The organism is Pedobacter sp. HMWF019, from assembly GCF_003061025.1.
In the GTDB taxonomy this organism is placed as follows: Bacteria; Bacteroidota; Bacteroidia; order Sphingobacteriales; family Sphingobacteriaceae; genus Pedobacter.
Map to the genome: position 1 here is coordinate 1 of NZ_QAIL01000604.1, position 19,322 is coordinate 19,322.

Genomic DNA, 19,322 nt, shown 5'->3' on the forward strand with positions numbered 1-19,322 from the left:
ATATCAAGTTTTCTGAGTTGATTGCTCTCGGACTAGAAAAAGGCATTATTATTTTGTCTGATCTCTGGGGAGATGACCCTTCAGTTTTATCGATTATAAAGTCTGATTATTATCTCAATTCAGAACTTAAAAAAATAAAAAGCCTTGACGGTTTCGAAAGTTTTTCTGATTCTGGGCCAGGAAAGACGTTCAAAGAAAGGATTCTCAAGCCTATGGTCATTGATACTGCCTAAAATATATATCGTTATCTATATCGTAAATACTATCGATTCCACTCAACCCTTCAAATGTCTACCCTGCAATTGACTCAAAATTCACAATAGCTTCTTTCTGTTGCCCTGCTAAATCTCTTTGGTTTCATGCATACATGCGAAAATGAGACGATATGCGTGGACTTTGATACAATATGAAGATATCGCGGAAGCACTTTTACTTACTTTTACGATCTGAATAAAATATCAAATATATACTATACATGAACCAATCTAACCGACTTAAGTCATTGGTCTTACTGGCCTGCGTATGTCTGACCGGGACTGTGTACGCACAGGAAAGAAAGGCACCTGCTTATCCGCTGATCACCCACAATCCCAACTTTAGCATCTGGTCAAATACTGATCAATTGAACAATTCTACCACAACGCACTGGACAGGCGCAGAGCACTCACTACTGGGACTGATCAATGTGGATGGGAAGATTTATCGTTTCCTTGGGAAAGAACAAACCAGTTACAAAACCGTATTGAGTGCTGCTGATGAAGCGTCCTATGATGTTATTTACACTGAAAATAAACCAAAGGGTGACTGGACTTTGCTGAAATACAATCCTGCCGACTGGAAGTCTGGACAGGCGCCGATTGGTGATGATGAAAAGAATGTAAAAACGTTGTGGAAATCGGACGATATTTGGGTAAGACGGATGTTCAATCTTAGTACTATCGCTAGTATTAATGAGCTCTTTCTGAAACTTAATCACGACGACAATGTTGAGGTTTTTCTAAACGGCACCAAGGTTTACCAGAAGAAAGGCTGGACAAGTAGTTTCCAATATTTTCCGGTCAATAAAAAGACACTTAAAGCGGGTCAGAACGTGATCGCTATCCATTTGGCAAATACTGCAGGTGGCCGCTTTTTGGATTTTGGCCTTGTAGATAAATTAAAAGACAATGCCGACCAGATATTGTTGGCTGAGCAAAAAAATGTCGAAGTGAATGCTACTCAAACCGTATACAATTTTGCTGCCGGAAAAGTGAACTTTGAACTTACTTTCACTTCACCCTTGCTGTTAAATGACTTGAGTTTGTTATCTCGTCCTATTTCCTACATTACTTATAAAGTGAACGCAAATGATGGAGAAAACCACGCCGTAAAAGTTTTCCTTGGTGCCTCATCTGATATTGCAGTCTATAAGCCTTCACAGGCGGTTAGCGCACAAAAATATATGACTGCGAAACTTTCTGTCCTAAAAACGGGTACTGTGGAACAGCCTGTTCTCCAAAAAGGCGCCGACGATATGCGTATCGACTGGGGTTATTTTTATGTAGCTGCGCCAAAGAATGCCGGAGCGGTTCAATTTATTACGAAGAGCAGCGAAGCTGCTAAGGCGTTTAAAAATGGGACTATCGTATCAACCGCATCCAAGGGCCGTTCACTTTCACTAAATACGATCATTCCTTTCGGAACTGTTGGTAAAACTGCTGTTGAACGCTTTGTCGAGTTAGGTTATGACGAACGGTTTTCCATTCAGTATTTTAATACTGACTTGAGACCTTGGTGGAATAACTCAGGTAAAGCGACCATTGAAGATGAACTGACAAACGCCTTTAATGAATACCAATCTGTTGTGCAAAAATGTAAGGCCTTCGATAAGGAGGTTTATGCAGATGCCTTAGGTTCGGGAGGGATTGCGTATGCACACCTGTGCGTATTGGCCTATCGTCAAAGCATTGCGGCGCATACGTTGGTTAAAAGCCCTGCGGGTGAAACCCTATGGTTATCTAAGGAAAACAATAGTGGCGGGTTCATAAATACCGTGGATGTAACTTATCCCTCAGCGCCGCTTTACCTGCTTTATAACCCGGAGTTGATGCAAGGCATGCTGACCGGTATTTTCCATTTCACTGAAACAGGTAAATATCCGCACCCATGGGCTGCGCACGATCTGGGGACTTATCCAAAGGCGAACGGACAAACCTACGGTGAGCCAATGCCAGTGGAGGAATCCGGTAATATGATCATCCTTTGCGCTGCGATTGCTAAAGTGGAGGGTAATGCCGATTATGCAAAAAAACACTGGCAGACGCTAACCACCTGGGTTGATTACCTTGCCAAAGAAGGTTTGGATCCGAAGACCCAATTATGCACGGATGATTTTGCCGGGCATTTGGCCCGAAATGCAAATTTATCGGTAAAAGCCATTGTTGCGATAGCTTGTTATGCACAAATGGCCGAGACATTAGGTGAAACAGAAACCGCTAAAAAATATCGGGCTATAGCTGAAGGCATGGTGCCTGAGTGGATAAAAATGGCCGACGCCGGCGATCACTATGCACTCACTTTTGACAACAAAGATACCTGGAGCCAGAAATATAACCTGGTTTGGGACAAGGTGTTGGATTTAAATTTATTTCCTCAGAAGGTGTATGATACTGAAACTCGCTATTATCTTACTAAAATAAATAAGTTCGGTATTCCGCTAGACAGCCGTAAATCATACACTAAGAATGACTGGATCGTTTGGACGGCAACTTTTGCTCCTCAAAAGGATCAGTTTGAAGCATTGATCAGGCCGTTGTATGTACACGCCCTGGAGACCCCATCACGTGTGCCGCTGAATGATTTTTACGATTCAAAAACGGGCATCAGGGAAAATTTCAAAGCAAGGAGTGTAGTAGGTGGTTTTTATATGAAAATACTGGCTGATAAATTGAAATCAAAGTAATGGACAATAATACACTGATCACCAAGCCACATTATCCAATACTGGATGGTTTACGCGGTGTTGCAGCCATCATCGTGGTTACCTTTCATCTGACTGAACCACTAGGGACCGGTCATCTGGATATTATAGTTAATCACGGATACCTGGCGGTCGATTTCTTTTTCCTCCTATCAGGTTTTGTTATTGGCTATGCTTATGACGACCGCTGGCATAAGATGACAATCGGAGGTTTCTTTAAACGCCGTATCGAGCGTCTTCAGCCGCTGGTGATCTTGGGCATGACATTAGGTGCTATAGGCTTTTATTTCACAGATTCGACACTTTGGCCGCTTATCCATACCGTACCATTTTGGAAAATGCTACTGGTTTTGCTGATCGGTTACACTATTCTGCCTGTACCACTATCCCTGGATATCCGCGGATGGCAGGAAATGCATCCGCTTAACAGTGTAGGATGGTCTTTATTCTTTGAATACATTGCCAACATCCTTTATGCAGTTTGGATAAGAAAATTCTCGAAAACTACATTGTCTGTATTAGTATTCGTTTCGGCTGCAGCACTTGCACACCTGGCCATCACCAATGGGGATGTCAGCGGTGGCTGGACATTGAACGTGGAGCAGGTGCGTGTGGGCATTACCCGCACGATATACCCATTCTTTGCCGGCCTGTTACTTTCGCGGATTTCAAAGCCCACGAGCATCAGGCATGCATTTTTATGGTGCAGCGTTTTAGTAGCGGTGGTATTGTATATGCCGCGCATCGGTGGTGCAAACCATCTTTGGATGAACGGGATATACGAGTCCGTTTGCATCATTTTCATTTTTCCACTTATCGTTTACCTTGGTGCCAGTGGTGAGGTTCATAGCCAAATGGAGCGCAGGATATGCCGGTTTCTAGGCGATATATCCTATCCGCTTTACCTGGTGCATTATCCGCTGGTTTATTTTTATGTGGCGTGGATCAGCAATCACAAAGGCGTAACTCTTGTACAGGCCTGGCCTTATGCGTTAGTGATTTTGATTGTTGCAATTATCCTGGCGTATATCAGTTTGATATGGTACGATGAGCCTGTTCGTAAATGGCTGCGAAAGAAACTTGGCTAAAAAGAAACCTTATTCGTGAATCAGAAAGATGAAATGACAAATGCAGTGAAAGCTTTAAGAATATAGTTTGATCATTGGAGAAATAGAAGGAAGGACTAGTTAAACTTATATAACAACAGTTGATTTTAATCAAAATTTTTATTGTTTGAGACAATAAAAACTATATTTATATCAATTATTTGGTCCTCATTAAAGAAGTGAGCAATCAGAGCCATTTATTTACAAAGTCTATTATCTAATATGAAAAGATACATCTTATTATTTCTTGTATTTACATCCATTTCGGGATATGCTCAAAATTCTATCAATAACTATAAGTATGTAGTTGTTCCTGAAAAATTTAGCTTTCTTAAGCAGCAGGATCAGTATAAGTTAAATACATTGGCAAAAATGTTTATGGAAGAAAAAGGGTTTACTGCTTATTTTGATAATGCTGATTTACCTGCCGAGATTGCCGGAAATCGCTGTAATGCATTAAATCTGGATGTATTGGAGAAAAATGGAATGTTTACGACAAACCTTACTGTTTTATTAAAGGATTGTAAAGGTAATGTGGTCTTTAAAAGTAAAGAAGGAAAAAGCAGGGAAAAAGAATATAATGCCTCTTACAACCTGGCTTTAAGAGATGCTTTTACTTCTCTAAACGATGTTCAGTATGCTTATAATGGAAATGTTCAGCAGGCAGCGGAGACCACCCAGCCAGTTGCCCCAGCTGCTGCTATACCAGCAGCAGTAATTGCAGCCCCCGCTAAAGAAGCCCCTGTTTCTGCTGCTATACCAGAAGTAAAACAAGCTGAAGGCACCTTGTATGCTCAGTCGACAAGTACAGGTTATCAGTTGATCGATACTACACCCAAAAAGGTGCTGACCTTATTTAAAACTTCGCAACAGGATTATTTTATTGCTGACAGTGGAACATCTAACGGAATTGTATTTAAAAAGAATGGCGAGTGGTTCTTTGAATATTACAAACAGACCAAGCTGATTTCTGAAAAATTGCTGATCAAATTTTAAACTGTCTGGCGTATACTGCTTTTGAATGATATGATCATTTGTCTGTTGTTCTTGCATAATTAGTGAGAATAATTAACTTTGGAGCTTTCCTGTCAAAAAGGAATTAAAGTTGAAATGAGAATATTATGTCTTTTTTTTAGTCTGATGGTCCTGATGCAAAGCGGCTTGCCTTGCAGGGACGATGTCATGTCTTTAAAACCGGCATCTGCTTCTTATCAAAAAAAGGACAGTCAAACACCGTCACAGCAAAAAGATGATTGTTCTCCTTTTTGTGTCTGTATCTGTTGTTCTACCCCCTCAATGCGACATACTGAACCCGTAATTGCTGTGTCTTTTTCCAGTATTTGTTCTGATTATCCGCTGGAAAATGGGGGGGGATTTATAGACATTAGTCTGCCTGTCTGGCAACCGCCAAAGCTTTCTTAAATCTTTTTTAATTAAAAGCCTTATTGCTTGTTTAAACAAGCACATTTAAAATTTTACAGGATAAAAATTCAGGCCATTATTGCTGGTCCTGAAGGCTACTATTAATTTAAGTTTAAGATGTTTAATAAAATCATTTTATTTTCCATAAAAAATAAACTGGCTATTGGTGTAATGATGATTGCCCTGATCATTTGGGGTGGCTACTCCTTGACCAGGTTACCGATTGATGCGGTGCCGGATATTACCAATAACCAGGTCCAGATTATTTCTCAGGCGCCAGATCTTGGTGCACAGGAGGTCGAACAATTTATAACAGCCCCCATAGAGCTGGCTATGGCGAATATACCACATGTTGTGGAGAAGAGATCTATATCCAGATCAGGCATTTCAGTAATTACGATCGTTTTTGAAGATGATGCAGATATTTACTGGGCCAGGCAACAGGTCAGCGCACAGCTTAAAGAGGCAGAAACCCTCATCCCACAAGGCCTTGCAAAACCTTCTTTGGCGCCTGTTACAACTGGCTTGGGGGAGATATATCAGTACGTTCTTCATCCGAAAAAAGGATATGAGGCCAGGTACAGTGCCACAGACCTCCGCACAATGCAGGATTGGATCGTACGTACCCAGCTTGCCGGAACAAAGGGTGTTGCCGAAGTCAGCGGATGGGGTGGTTATGTAAAACAATATGAAGTTGCATTAGATAATGAAAGATTAAATGCAAATAATGTGACCATTGCCCAAATCTTTAACGCTCTGAAAGAGAACAATGAAAATACGGGAGGGGCCTATATTGAACAGCACAGTAATGCTTATGCCATACGTGGTATTGGCCAGGTAAAATCACTGGCAGATATAGAAAAGATCGTAGTTAAAAATGAAAAGGGAATACCTGTTCTGATCCGCGATGTAGCCACGGTACAAATAGGTAGCGCTACCCGGTATGGAGCCGTAACCAGGAATGGCACCGGAGAAGTGGTCGCCGGTGTTACACTAATGTTGAAAGGAGAAAACTTTAATGAAGTGATTGAGAATGTTAAAGAGCGCGTTGCCCAGATTCAGAAATCCTTACCGGAAGGTGTAGTTATTGAACCTTTTATAGACCGGACCGAACTGGTGGGACGAGCCATTGGTACTGTACAGAAAAACCTTATCGAGGGCGCATTGATTGTCATCTTTGTACTGCTGCTATTGCTTGGTAACTGGAGGGCGGGACTAATTGTAGCTTCGGTAATTCCTTTTGCAATGCTTTTTGCTTTTGCAATGATGCGACTTTTCGGGGTTTCAGGTAACCTGATGAGTCTGGGTGCGGTAGATTTTGGTTTGATTGTGGATGGAGCCGTAATTATTGTAGAAGCCATTTTATACAGGCTTACGGAAAGTAAGCTCTTCAAAGATGTACCCCGACTTAACCAGGAGCAAATGGACGAGCAGGTGTACCAGGCTGCATCTAAGATCCGGGCGAGTGCCACTTTTGGGGAGATCATTATCTTGATTGTGTATTTGCCTTTACTGACTTTGGTCGGGATAGAAGGAAAAATGTTTAAACCCATGGCCCAAACAGTGGCCTTTGCTATTATTGGGGCTTTTATTCTTTCTCTAACTTATGTTCCGATGATCAGTGCTTTATTCTTAAGTAAGGAAACCTTGCATAAAGAAACGATATCTGATAAGATCATGAATCGGCTGAAAGCCTGGTACGCACCCGCACTGGAACGTGTCTTGAAATTTAAGAAGCTTACTGTTGGTCTTTCCCTTGGCCTTTTTGCCTTTAGTATAGTGTTGTTCTCTAATATGGGAGGAGAATTTTTACCCCAGCTGGAAGAAGGAGATCTAACTGTGGAAATTTCTATGATGCAGGGAACTTCTCTCTCCCAGGTGATTGAAACTTTTGGAAAGGCAGAGAAGATTTTGAAAGAACAGTTTCCAGAAGTAAAGCAAGCCGTAACCAGAATTGGAAGTGCAGAAATTCCAACAGATCCGATGCCAATAGAAAGAGGGGATATGATGGTGGCCATGATTCCAAAGAAGGAATGGAAAACCGCAAAGACCAAGGAAGAGATGACCGAAAAGATGGAAGAAGCCTTGTCAGTTCTTCCTGGAGTAAATATAGAGATCACCCAACCAATGCAGATGCGTTTTAATGAACTTATGACGGGAGTGAGACAAGATGTAGCTATAAAAGTATACGGAGAGGACCTGGACATTCTAAGTAAGCATGCAAAGGAAATTGCAAGCTTGATTACGCCAGTAAAAGGCGTTGGAGACTTGTTCATTGAACAGATATCCGGCTTGCCCCAGATTGTTGTGGCCTATGACAGAGATAGAATAGCACAATATGGATTGAGTATAGGAGATGTGAATACGATCTTACGGACTGCCTTTGCTGGAAACGTGGCAGGTGTTGTTTTTGAAGGAGAAAAGAGGTTTGATTTGGTAGTCCGGCTTAAAAGAGAGCTCCGGGATAATATCTCAAGTATCGAAAATCTGTATATTCCTTTGCCTTCCGGAAATAAAGTTCCGTTAAATCAGCTGGCCAGTATTTCTTTTGTAAATGCACCCGCACAGATTTCAAGGGAGGAGGGCAAAAGAAGGATTTATGTTGGTTTTAATGCCAAAGGAAGAGATGTAGAAAGTACGGTTGCAGAAATTAAAAAGATACTTGATGCAAAACTGAAACTTACCTCCGGATATTATTTGAGTTATGGCGGCCAGTTTCAGAACCTCAAAGAGGCAAAAGGAAGACTTTCTGTCGCAGTTCCTCTGGTCATGGTGTTGATCCTGATCTTGTTGTATATCACTTTTAAATCTGTAACCCAAACCTTTTTGATTTTTAGTGCTGTTCCGTTGTCTGCAATTGGAGGGGTATTTGCCTTGCTGATCAGAGGAATGCCATTTAGTATTTCTGCGGGAGTAGGATTTATTGCATTATTTGGAGTGGCCGTACTGAATGGGATAGTGATGATTTCTTATTTCAATCAGTTGAAGGAAGAGGGTATAGCAGATGTTTACCAAAGAGTTATAGAGGGAACGAAAGTGAGGTTAAGGCCTGTTCTGATGACGGCTGCGGTAGCTTCTCTTGGTTTTTTACCAATGGCATTATCTGGTGGCGCAGGAGCTGAAGTACAAAAACCTCTTGCTACCGTTGTGATTGGCGGATTGTTATCTGCAACTTTTCTAACCTTGTTTGTTCTCCCTTGTTTATATATGCTCTTTACCAAACCTTTGAAAAAGTTACCTGTAAAAGCGGTATCGATAGGTGTTTTTGTCGTTTTATTATGGAGTCCCGGGGTGGGGAACAGAGCAAAAGCACAGTCGCAGCGCTTGACGCTGGATCATGCGATTTCCCTTGCACTAAAGAACAATCTGCAAATCAGAACGGCAGATCTGGCTGTTAAACAATCATTGGCTTTCGGTAAATCTGCTGTTGATCTTGGAAAAACTTCCTTTTCACTTTCCCAGGACCCTACTGCAGGCGGGGGTAATGACAACTCACTAACCGTAAGTCAAACCTTTGCCTGGCCGGGATTTTATAAGCATCAAAAAATGCTGTACAATGCGCAAACTACATTGTTGTCTAAGACAGGTACTTACACTAAACTAGAGGTGGTCAAAGCGGTCAAGACGGCTTTTTATAATTGTCTTTTCGGACAGGAATATCTTAAAGTCCTCCGTTTTCAGGACAGTATCTATAAAAATTTCATAGCAAAGGCCAGCCTCCGCTATAAAGTTGGGGAGACATCTAACCTGGAGGTGATTTCTGCAAAGAACAAATATCAAGAACTGCAGGTGCTCCAGCGTGCAGCTGAAGGAGAGCTGAAAAACCAGGAATTGAATCTGGCTCAGTTACTTCGTATGGAAGGGCCAGTCTTGCTTTTAGAACAGAGCTTGCCTGTATTGGACTTGAAAATTGATGAGGAGAAGACCAGTCCACTTTTACAGGTTTATCAGCAGCAGATTAAAATTGCCCAGGCCAAAATTAAGACAGAACGCTCAAAATCCTGGCCTGACCTGACTCTGGGTTATGCACAGCAATTGCTGGTCAAACCGTTTAATCCGGCAAATATTGACCGGTCCTATTTCCCGGGCACCAGAATAGCAGGAATCCAGTTAGGGCTATCTGTTCCCATCTTTACAAGAGCCGGAAAGGCGCGCATCAATAGCGAGAAGATAGGCGTGCAGATGGCCGAAACAGAATATATAAGGGTTCAGGATCAGCTGAAAACAGCTTATGAACAAGAATTGCAAGCTTACAAGAATAATAAACAGATGGTGGATTATTATGTTAAAGATGGACTAAGCCTATCCAACGAACAAATGCGGATTGCTCAGGTTTCTTTTGACCTGGGAGAGATTGGTTATATGGAATTCATTCAGAACATATCTTTGGCTGTACAAAGCAAACTGAACTATCTGCAATCTGTTCAGCAACTGAATGAATCGGTTATTCAATTACAATTTTTAAAAGGGAATGATTAGGATGAATATATTAAATATAAAGAATCTGTTATTAACAGGAATTCTAACGGGCTGTATCCTGGTGTCTTGTACATCAGGTAATAATTCTGCTAAAGAAAAGGAAAATACCTCGGCCAAAGAAGAGAAACATGAAGATTTGCTGGATCTAAATACCAAACAGTTACAAGCGGTAGGTATCCAGATAGGACCAATAGAACAGAAAAACTTGACTGCGGTAGTGAAATCCAGCGGTCAATTGGCTGTACCGCCCCAGAATGAGGCCCAGGTTAATGTGCTTTACGGTGGTATTATCCGGAAAATTAATGTCATGGAGGGGCAACAGGTAAATAAAGGAACACTGCTGGCTGTACTGGAAAATCAGGACATGATCAAACTGCAGCAAGAGTATCTTGCAGTAAAGGGAGGCTTTAGCTTTATAGATGCCGAATATCATCGGCAACAACTTTTAAAAGCTGCGGGGGCAGGAACGGGTAAATCACAGGAACTGGCAGAAGCCAATTATAATGCAGAACTGGCTAAAATTAAAGCAATAGAAAAACAGTTGGCGCAAATGGGTATTTCTGCTAAAAATGTTTCCCGGGGAAATTTGGTGTCTAGCATTCCTGTTAAGGCACCTATAAGTGGTACTATTGGGCGTATCGCTGCAATGACCGGCTCTTTTGCTCAACCGGGGACTTCACTGATGGATATTGTAGATAATTCAAAAATCCATGCAGATCTCGTTGTTTTTGAGAAGGACCTGTTCAGGATTAAAATAGGGCAGAAAGTTAATTTTCAATTGACCAATCAGAAGGACCAACATATAGAAGGGCAAATCTATGGGATCAATAAGTCTTTTGAAAATGACAGTAAAGGGGTAGTCGTACATGCGGTGATTAAAAAGCCGGAAAGTAATCTGATTCCAGGAATGTATGTAACAGGCTTAATCAGTGTAGGATCAGAGTTGATTCCGGCTGTACCTGTGGAAGCAATTGTTCAGTTTGAAGGGAAAAAATACATTTATCTGGCAGAAGCAGGAAAAAATGACACTACTCATTTCAAAAAATTTGAAGTTACCACAGGTATTGCAGAACTTGGCTATGTACAAATTATTCCGCTGGCGAAACTTGCAGAGGACGCAAAGATTGTGACCAAAGGCGCATTTTATCTGCAGTCAAAAGCGGCAGGCGGATCAGACGAACATTAATCCCCGAAAGCGATGAACGGACAATTGGAAAATACACTTAAAGCAAAGCAGATCAATCCAACTGCGATGCGGTTATTGGTCCTGAATTTCTTACAGACCCAGTCTTATGCCATCAGTTTGACTGATCTGGAGAAGGGGCTTGCACCAGCCGACAGGGTCACTTTATACAGGACCCTGAAAACTTTTGAAGAAAACGGCCTGGTACACAGCATTGACGATGGGACGGGGGTTACTAAATATGCGATTTGTAAGGAGCATTGTCATCCCGGTGAACACGATGATGTACACGTACATTTCTTCTGTAAGAAATGCGGAGGAACTTTTTGTTTGCCCAAAACGCAGATACCAGAAGTGATCCTTCCTGTTAATTTTCATTCAGATGAGATTAATATTGTGGCTAAAGGTCTCTGCGGTCAATGTTCCGGTTAAACTTTGCAATGGCATTGCATTGTAACAGCACTTACCTTTGTATACGATGAAAGCAGAAAATATAAATGAAAGACATATACATTGCTGTGGTCATGATGATCACAGCAATGATCATGGACATGACCATGGTGGTGGAGAGAATGGAACATGGACTGGCCATTGGCCTTTACTGCTCGCTCTGGCTATCCTGATCGTGATGCTGATACTGGATTACGGTTTTAAGGTGAGCCCTGGAAACATAGCCAGTCTGATTATCTTCGGAGTGGCTTATTTATTGGCTGGTTATAACGTGCTTGTACTTGCTTTCAGAAAAGTACTCCGCTTTGACTTTTTTAATGAGTTTTTCTTGATGAGTGTAGCTACTCTGGGTGCTTTTGCCATTGGATCTTATAGTGAAGGCGTAGCCGTTATGGTATTTTATTCTATAGGCGAATGGTTTCAGGATGCTGCGGTAGATAAAGCTAAAAGAAATATTAAGGCTTTACTGGACATCAGACCAGATACTGTAACTGTACTCAGAGAAGGAAACGCAATTAGTGTTAAACCTGATGAAGTAAAGATAGATGAGATTATCCAGGTTAAACCTGGTGAAAAAGTCGCACTGGACGGAGTGTTGATCTCTGATAAGGGAACCTATAATACGGCCGCGATGACGGGAGAGAGTAAGCCAGACACTAAACAAAAAGGAGAACAGGTGCTTGCAGGGATGATTAATCTTAATACAGTAACAGAAATTAAGGTAAAATCTCTTTTCAAAGACAGTAAACTGAGTAAAATCCTGGAAATGGTACAGGATGCTACAGCCAGAAAATCGCAGACCCAGTTGTTTATTTCCAGATTTGCAAAGGTCTATACACCAATTGTTTTTCTGCTGGCCTTGCTGGTTGTGGTAGTGCCCTACTTTGTTGTTTCAAATTACCTGTTCCAGGACTGGTTTTATAGAGGTTTGGTGTTTTTAGTGATCAGTTGTCCTTGTGCACTGGTGGTTTCTATACCGCTGGGTTACTTTGGAGGAATTGGTTTAGCCTCCAAAAATGGTATTTTATTCAAGGGATCTAATTTTCTCGATGTAATGACTAAAATAGACACCGTTGTTATGGATAAGACAGGAACCTTGACCAGAGGTGTGTTTAATGTACAGAAAGTAGTGACCAGCAATTTTGAAGAGAAGGATTTGGTTAAACTTACAGCAGCGCTGGAAAGTAAATCTACGCACCCGATTGCCATTGCCATTACCCAATATTCAGGTCATGCCATTAATGGAACAAGAATAGAGTCTGTTGAAGAAATTGCAGGACATGGCTTAAAAGGAAATATTGAAGGGAGGGAAGTTATTGCCGGAAATACAGCTTTATTTAAAAAATTAGGTATACAATACGATAGCGTTGCAGAACAGGAACAGGATACGATGGTTATGGTTGCGGTTGAAAACAAGTATGCAGGTTATTTTACTATTTCCGATGAGATTAAAGAAGATGCGCAGCAGGCGATTAGCGAATTGCACCAAATGAATATAGAAACTGTAATGCTGAGTGGAGATAAGCAGAGCGTGGTGGATAAAGTAGCTAAACTTCTTGGAATCGACAAAGCCTTTGGTGCTTTACTGCCGGAGAATAAAGTAGAAAAAGTAGAGGAACTGAAAAATCAGAACAGGCGTATTGCTTTTGTAGGGGATGGGGTGAACGATGCACCTGTGATTGCCCTCGCTGATGCAGGAATTGCCATGGGAGGTTTGGGAAGTGATGCAACGATTGAAACTGCAGATATTGTGATTCAAAACGATCAGCCCAGAAAAATTGTCACTGCCATTAAAATTGGTAAGCTCACCAGGAATGTGGTATGGCAAAATATTGCATTGGCTATGGGGGTTAAAATTGTGGTTTTGATTCTGGGCGCTGGTGGTGTGGCTACTTTATGGGAAGCAGTGATTGCAGATGTAGGCGTTGCACTTCTTGCCATATTAAATGCAGTGCGGATTCAGCAGATGAAAGTTATATAATCCTTAAGATAAGATGATCAAATCTGCAAAATCATCTGTTTCGTGTCATGTTGTTTTTTTTTACTCATTATGGAATGCTATTTGCTCATTTAAATTAAAGCTTAACTCTTGCGCTGCTTCTTATGACAAAGACAATATTCGTACTCGAGGATGATCATGATATTAGTGCTGTTTTTGATATTCTTCTTAAAAATGAAGGTTATACCATTGAATCTTCTTCTTCATTTAGTGAGTTAAGGACACTTTTGAAAAGACAGGTGCCAGATTTGTTTATCCTTGATGTCATGCTGCCCGATGCAAATGGAATAGATATATGTAAAGACCTTAAACAAAAGGAAATAACAAAAGATATTCCTGTAATTATGATGTCTGCAAATGCACGCAGTAAACAGATGAGTATACAAGCAGGTGCAGATGATTATATTGCCAAGCCGTTTGATATTAAGGAAGTTGTTGAAAAGATAAGCCGGATACTGGCTGGAGGTTATAAAAAAGCCGGTGCTCATTGAGTACCGGCTTTTATGTTTTAAATATATTTAAGAATTTCCTCTACATATTTTCTGTCATTGGCCAGACGGGGAACTTTGTGCTGACCGCCCAGTTTTCCTTTAGATTTTAGCCATTCGTAAAAAGTACCTTTTGGAGCATTATGCACTTTAGGACGGCAAAGAGCCATATCGTTAAAGCGCTTGGCATCATAGTCTGAATTTATTTCTCTTAAAGTCTGATCCAGGATATCAACAAATTTTTCGAAATCATCAGGTTGCTGGTCAAATTCTATAATCCATTCGTGTCCGCCCGCTTTTGTCCCCTTAAAATATATAGGGCAGGCAGTATAATCAGTAAATACGGCGCCTGTCATTTTACTGGCTCTGCTGATGGCTTGTTCTGCATTATCAATGATCACCTCTTCACCAAATGCATTGATAAAATGCTTGGTTCTTCCGGTGATTTTAATACGGAAGGGATGCAATGAAGTAAATTGTACCGTATCCCCAATCATATAACGCCATAGACCTCCGTTTGTAGAGATAATAATGGCGTAATTTTTATGTAATTCTACTTCATCAAGAGATAGGGTTGCAGGATGCTCCTGCTCCAGAAGTTCAAGTGGAAGAAATTCATAATAGATGCCATAATCAAGCATAAGCAGAAGTTCCTCTGAATTGACCTGATCCTGGATGCCAAAAAATCCTTCTGAGGCATTATATGTTTCCAGATAATACATCTCATCGCATGGGATTAACTCTCTAAACTGTTCTCTATAAGGTTTGAAGTTTACCGCTCCATGAAAATAGAGTTCAAGGTTTGGCCAAACCTCCAGCAAATTTTTCTTACCCGTCATTTCTAAAACCTTTTTGGCAAGTACGATGGTCCATGTAGGAACACCGGAGATATTAGTCACATTTTCTCGGATAGTGGCTTCTGCCATTTTCTCCATTTTTTGCTCGTAATCGTCCATTAACGCAATGGAGATGGCCGGTGTCCGGTAATATTCTGCCCACATCGGTAAATTTTTGATCAGTACGGCAGAGAGATCGCCATAAAACGAGTCTTCATTGAGCTGGTTAATCTGATGGCTTCCACCTAAAACCAATCCTTTTCCAGTTAAGATCTGATTACCAGGCCTGTTGTTGCAGAAAATAGACAACATATCCTTTCCACCTTTAAAATGGCATTCCTGAAGAGACTCTTCAGATACAGGTATAAATTTACTCCTGTCACTTGTCGTACCAGAAGACTTTGCAAACCATTTAATCTCCGAAGGCCACAGGATGTTCTGTTCGCCTTTCAGCATTCTTTCAATATAAGGTTTTAAGGTATCGTAGTTTTGTAAGGGAACTCTTTCTTTAAACTGTTCCTGGGTTTCTATCGTTCTATAGTCGTATTTTTTGCCCCATTCGGTGTTCTCGGCGCTGGAAATCAAGGTATGAAACCATTCGTCCTGTACGTCAAGGGGATATTTTATAAAGAGCTCAATTTGATGGACTCTTTTCTTCATATACCAGGTAAAAATTGAATTTACAATTGCCATGTTCCTCTATATGAATTATAAATTTTTGCTGCGCAGTACAAAATTAGACCCCAAATATACTTTTCTTACCATTTCATTTGCAGCAAGGACCTCAGGTGTTCCAGATTCCAGAATCTTTCCTTCGAAAAGAAGGTAGGCCCGGTCTGTAATAGAAAGAGTTTCCTGTACGTTATGGTCCGTAATCAGGATACCAATATTCTTGTTTTTAAGCTTGGCTACGATGGTCTGGATTTCTTCAACTGCAATGGGATCCACACCGGCAAAAGGCTCGTCCAATAAAATAAAGTTAGGACTTGCGGCCAGGGCCCGGGCAATCTCTGTTCTTCTTCTTTCACCTCCGGATAAAAGGTCACCTCTGTTTTTACGAACTTTGTGTAAGCTGAATTCATTGATCAGTTCTTCCAGTTTTTCGTGCCTTTCTTCTTTTTTCATTTTCGTCATCTCCAGAATGGACATGATATTGTCTTCAACGGTTAACTTCCTGAATACAGAAGCTTCCTGAGCAAGATAACCAATCCCTTTTTGAGCCCTTTTGTACATCGGATCACTGGTGATATCCTGGTTGTCCAGGAAAATGGTTCCTTCATTTGGTTTGATCAATCCAACAATCATATAAAATGAGGTTGTTTTTCCTGCTCCGTTTGGTCCTAATAAGCCGACGATTTCTCCCTGACTTACATTAAAGGAAACGTCATTAACAACCGTACGCTGTTTATATTTTTTGATTAAATTTTCTGCTCTTAATATCATTTAAGTATATTAATGTTTTTCAATAGCTCTTAAGAAGGCTAATACCACTATTCAAATTTGATGGCTTTGATGTTTAATTGCAAACGTTTTTGTTCCTTCCATACATTTTCCTCTATGGTATAGCAAATGGAAAAAGGCCGGTCAGGCTGTATCTCATTTTGCAACTCTGCCAGTCCAAAGCCAATACTGTCAAAAGTAACTGAATTTTGTTGTTTTACATTTAGCTTTAGGTGTTTTGCACCAACAATATATGGATTTCCCATACAAAATACATTATGGGTTACAAAAACAGGGGTAGGATTGTCGGGACCAAAAGGCGCCATTTGGGCAATGATACGTTGGAACTTTCCGTCAATTTGCGAAAAGTTGATCTCCGTATCAATAGTCAGTTCCGGACAAAGCAGATCTTCTGTTATGCTTTCAGCCACCACGCGTTCAAACCGATCTGAAAAATGATCTATATTCTCAGGTTTCATCGTCAGACCTGCAGCAAATTTATGTCCGCCAAACTGTACCAACAGGTCTGCACAGCCGCAAAGGGCTTCGTATAGATCAAATCCTGCTACAGAACGCGCAGAACCTGTGAGCAGACCATTTGATTCTGTCAACACAACTGTTGGCCGATAGTATTTTTCTGTTAGCCTGGATGCAACAATACCAATTACACCTTTGTTCCAGGTTTGGTTATAAACCACGGTGGTTTTCCGGTTGATCTGTATCTCACAGTCTTCAATAATGGCCAGTGCTTCGGCAGTCGTGTTCTGGTCGGAAGTTTTGCGTTCAGTATTTTGCAGGTTAATAAACAGGCTTTGCTCACGGGCAAGATCGTCTTGATTGCACAACAACATTTTAACGGCTTCATTCGCGTGGTCCATTCTGCCGGCGGCATTGATTCTTGGTGCAATTGAGAATACAATGTCTGTTAGTGTAAAATCTTTATCCCTTCCGGTACTTTGCATCAGCGCTTTCAGGCCGAGACAGGGTCTGGTGTTGAGTTTAATCAGGCCATGGTGGGCAAGAATCCGGTTCTCACCGGTTACAGGTACAATATCTGCGGCAATACTGACCATAACCAGATCCATATATTGCTCATAGCTGTCTTTAGGAAGATCATGCGTTAGGGCATAGGCCTGCGCCAGTTTAAATCCAATTCCGCATCCGGCAAGTTCCTTAAATGGGTAAGTACAGTCCGAACGTTTTGGATCAAGCACAGCAACCGCTTCCGGCAACTCTTCACCAGGTAAATGGTGGTCACATATAATAAAATCTATACCTAATTTCTTTGCATAGCTTACCTTATCATTCGATTTGATCCCACAATCCAGGGCAATGATAAGGCTGAAATTATTTGCCTTCGCATAATCTATTCCCGCGGTAGAGACGCCATAGCCTTCTTTGTGTCTATCGGGTATATAATACATGATCCGATCTGTAAATTGACTGAAAAAGCTGTAAGCCAGGGCCACAGATGTGGTTCCATCCACATCATAATCACCATAGATCATCATGTGCTCACCTGAAGCCAGAGCAAGATCAATGCGGGTAATTGCTTTTTCCATATCCTTTATTAAGAAAGGATCATGCAGCTCGTCCAGCTGCGGCCTGAAATAGTTCCTGGCTTCATCGAAAGAATTGATTCCTCTTTTTACCAGGACCTGGGCTAAACTATTATCTATATTTAATTGCTGTGCAAGCGATTCGGTTGTTTCTTGATCATTATGTGCAGCTTGCACCCATCTCTTTTCCATTAAGCCTTTATTGTTCTTTATTGATCACTAAGCTGTTGTTCTTTCATTAGAGCGTTTAAATGGATGTGCTTATGGTTTTGTTAGTGGTAAATTCATACAGGTTCCCTATCTTTGTATCGATTCGTAAAGATATCATTAATTTCTTCGTCTTACTAATACCTATGCCCTTGCAAGTTTTCACTTTATACGAAGGTTCTTACTCCGTAGATTCCAGCAAAAAATTTATTCCCTTTAACCCGGAAGTCCACAGCCCTAAAGACCGGCCCGCATCCCTGTTTATTCATGTTCAACCGTTTTTAGTGAAAATGAACGATTTGCTTGTATTGTTTGATACCGGCCTGGGATATAGCAACGAATCGGGAGAATTGATCCTGCATGAGAATATTCGCAAAGCAGGTTTCGATCCTGCAGAGGTAGACTATGTATTGATGTCTCATCTGCATTTTGATCATTCCGGCGGAATGATTCATGAATACAACGGAAAAACGGAGCTTAGTTTTCCAAACGCCACGTATGTGATTCAAAGAGGGGAATGGGAAAGTGCATTTACCAATACTTCATCTTCTTATAAAACAGAGATCTTTGACTTCTTGCAGAGAAATGCCCAATTGCATTTTGTAGAAGGTACAGGCCAGTTTGTAGCGGGAATCAGTTACGAACTGACCGGCGCGCATACCCCTTTTCATCAGACTTTTCTTTTGAATGACGGTAATGACCAAGTCTTCTTTGGTGGAGATGTTTTACCTGAACCGGAAGAGTTATTAAGAAGATTTATTGCTAAATACGACTTTGATGGCCGTAAAGCAATGGAACTTAGAGAAGAGTATGGAAAAAAAGCTGCATTGGAAAATTGGAATTGCCTGTTTTACCATGCAAAGACTAAGGCTACAGGACATGTAGCCTATCAGGATGGCATTTTTAGTATTGTTTAGCGCTGAGGTTTATTCATTAATTGCTTTTAAAAGCTCTATTAAGCGATCTATAGACAAGGGCTTTGAAATAAAGCCCTTCACAATCTTATAGGTTTTGGCTTTTTCTATGTCATTTTCATATACAGATGAGGAAAGCATGTAGAGGTCCGATCTTTTGTTAACATCCATTCTTTCATAAGCCTCTATAAATTCCCATCCATTCAAAACGGGCATATTAATATCGATCAGCATAAGCTGAGGAAAAGGTTCATCATCTTTAAGGACTTGTACAAGATAG

The 19,322-nt window shown here is 41.0% G+C and carries 14 protein-coding genes; 10 read left to right on the forward strand and 4 right to left on the reverse strand.

Annotated elements, in window-relative coordinates; all coding sequences use genetic code 11:
• The 9 genes from DBR11_RS29805 to DBR11_RS28610 all read left to right on the forward strand — a co-directional run.
• Positions 1–233 (forward strand): hypothetical protein (locus DBR11_RS29805; RefSeq protein ID WP_158275407.1); only part of this gene is annotated, 233 nt, incomplete at its 5' end.
• A 242-nt stretch (positions 234–475) separates the two neighbouring features.
• Positions 476–2,941: a glutaminase family protein gene (locus tag DBR11_RS28575; RefSeq protein WP_108555928.1), complete on the forward strand. Its 2,466-nt coding sequence runs from the start codon at positions 476–478 to the stop codon at positions 2,939–2,941.
• A complete protein-coding gene (locus DBR11_RS28580; protein ID WP_108555929.1) occupies positions 2,941–4,047 on the forward strand; it encodes an acyltransferase in 1,107 nt (368 codons plus the stop codon). Before DBR11_RS28575 ends, DBR11_RS28580 begins: the two co-directional genes overlap by 1 nt.
• 240 nt (positions 4,048–4,287) lie before the next feature.
• Entirely contained in the window at positions 4,288–5,061 is a 774-nt protein-coding gene (locus tag DBR11_RS28585) for a hypothetical protein (protein ID WP_108555930.1), read from the forward strand.
• Positions 5,062–5,604: 543 nt separating this feature from the next.
• Positions 5,605–9,966: a CusA/CzcA family heavy metal efflux RND transporter gene (locus DBR11_RS28590; protein ID WP_108555931.1), complete on the forward strand. Its 4,362-nt coding sequence runs from the start codon at positions 5,605–5,607 to the stop codon at positions 9,964–9,966.
• A 1-nt stretch (position 9,967) separates the two neighbouring features.
• Positions 9,968–11,152, forward strand: coding sequence for an efflux RND transporter periplasmic adaptor subunit (locus DBR11_RS28595; protein WP_108555932.1), 1,185 nt, complete (start codon positions 9,968–9,970; stop codon positions 11,150–11,152).
• Positions 11,153–11,164: 12 nt separating this feature from the next.
• Positions 11,165–11,581: a Fur family transcriptional regulator gene (locus DBR11_RS28600; protein ID WP_108555933.1), complete on the forward strand. Its 417-nt coding sequence runs from the start codon at positions 11,165–11,167 to the stop codon at positions 11,579–11,581.
• A gap of 46 nt (positions 11,582–11,627) precedes the next feature.
• Positions 11,628–13,580 (forward strand): heavy metal translocating P-type ATPase, encoded by a 1,953-nt coding sequence (locus DBR11_RS28605; protein ID WP_108555934.1) that lies wholly within the window; start codon positions 11,628–11,630, stop codon positions 13,578–13,580.
• A 122-nt stretch (positions 13,581–13,702) separates the two neighbouring features.
• Positions 13,703–14,089, forward strand: a complete 387-nt coding sequence (locus DBR11_RS28610) for a response regulator transcription factor (RefSeq protein ID WP_108555935.1) — start codon at positions 13,703–13,705, stop codon at positions 14,087–14,089.
• A gap of 17 nt (positions 14,090–14,106) precedes the next feature.
• Here DBR11_RS28610 and DBR11_RS28615 read toward each other — a convergent pair whose 3' ends face one another.
• The 3 genes from DBR11_RS28615 to recJ are packed head-to-tail and all read right to left on the reverse strand — an operon-like array spanning position 14,107 to position 18,113.
• The gene (locus DBR11_RS28615) at positions 14,107–15,615 is read right to left on the reverse strand and encodes a GH3 auxin-responsive promoter family protein (RefSeq protein WP_108555936.1); all 1,509 of its coding nucleotides are present in this window, start codon (positions 15,613–15,615) and stop codon (positions 14,107–14,109) included.
• Positions 15,616–15,630: 15 nt separating this feature from the next.
• A complete protein-coding gene (gene lptB / locus DBR11_RS28620; protein WP_108555937.1) occupies positions 15,631–16,365 on the reverse strand; it encodes an LPS export ABC transporter ATP-binding protein in 735 nt (244 codons plus the stop codon).
• A gap of 47 nt (positions 16,366–16,412) precedes the next feature.
• Positions 16,413–18,113: a single-stranded-DNA-specific exonuclease RecJ gene (gene recJ / locus DBR11_RS28625; RefSeq protein ID WP_108555938.1), complete on the reverse strand. Its 1,701-nt coding sequence runs from the start codon at positions 18,111–18,113 to the stop codon at positions 16,413–16,415.
• A gap of 167 nt (positions 18,114–18,280) precedes the next feature.
• On the opposite strand from recJ, the gene DBR11_RS28630 reads away from it, so the two are divergent.
• A complete protein-coding gene (locus tag DBR11_RS28630) occupies positions 18,281–19,045 on the forward strand; it encodes an MBL fold metallo-hydrolase (RefSeq protein WP_199234006.1) in 765 nt (254 codons plus the stop codon).
• A 9-nt stretch (positions 19,046–19,054) separates the two neighbouring features.
• Here the strand turns inward: DBR11_RS28630 and DBR11_RS28635 are convergent.
• Positions 19,055–19,322 (reverse strand): response regulator (locus DBR11_RS28635; protein WP_146186707.1); only part of this gene is annotated, 268 nt, incomplete at its 5' end.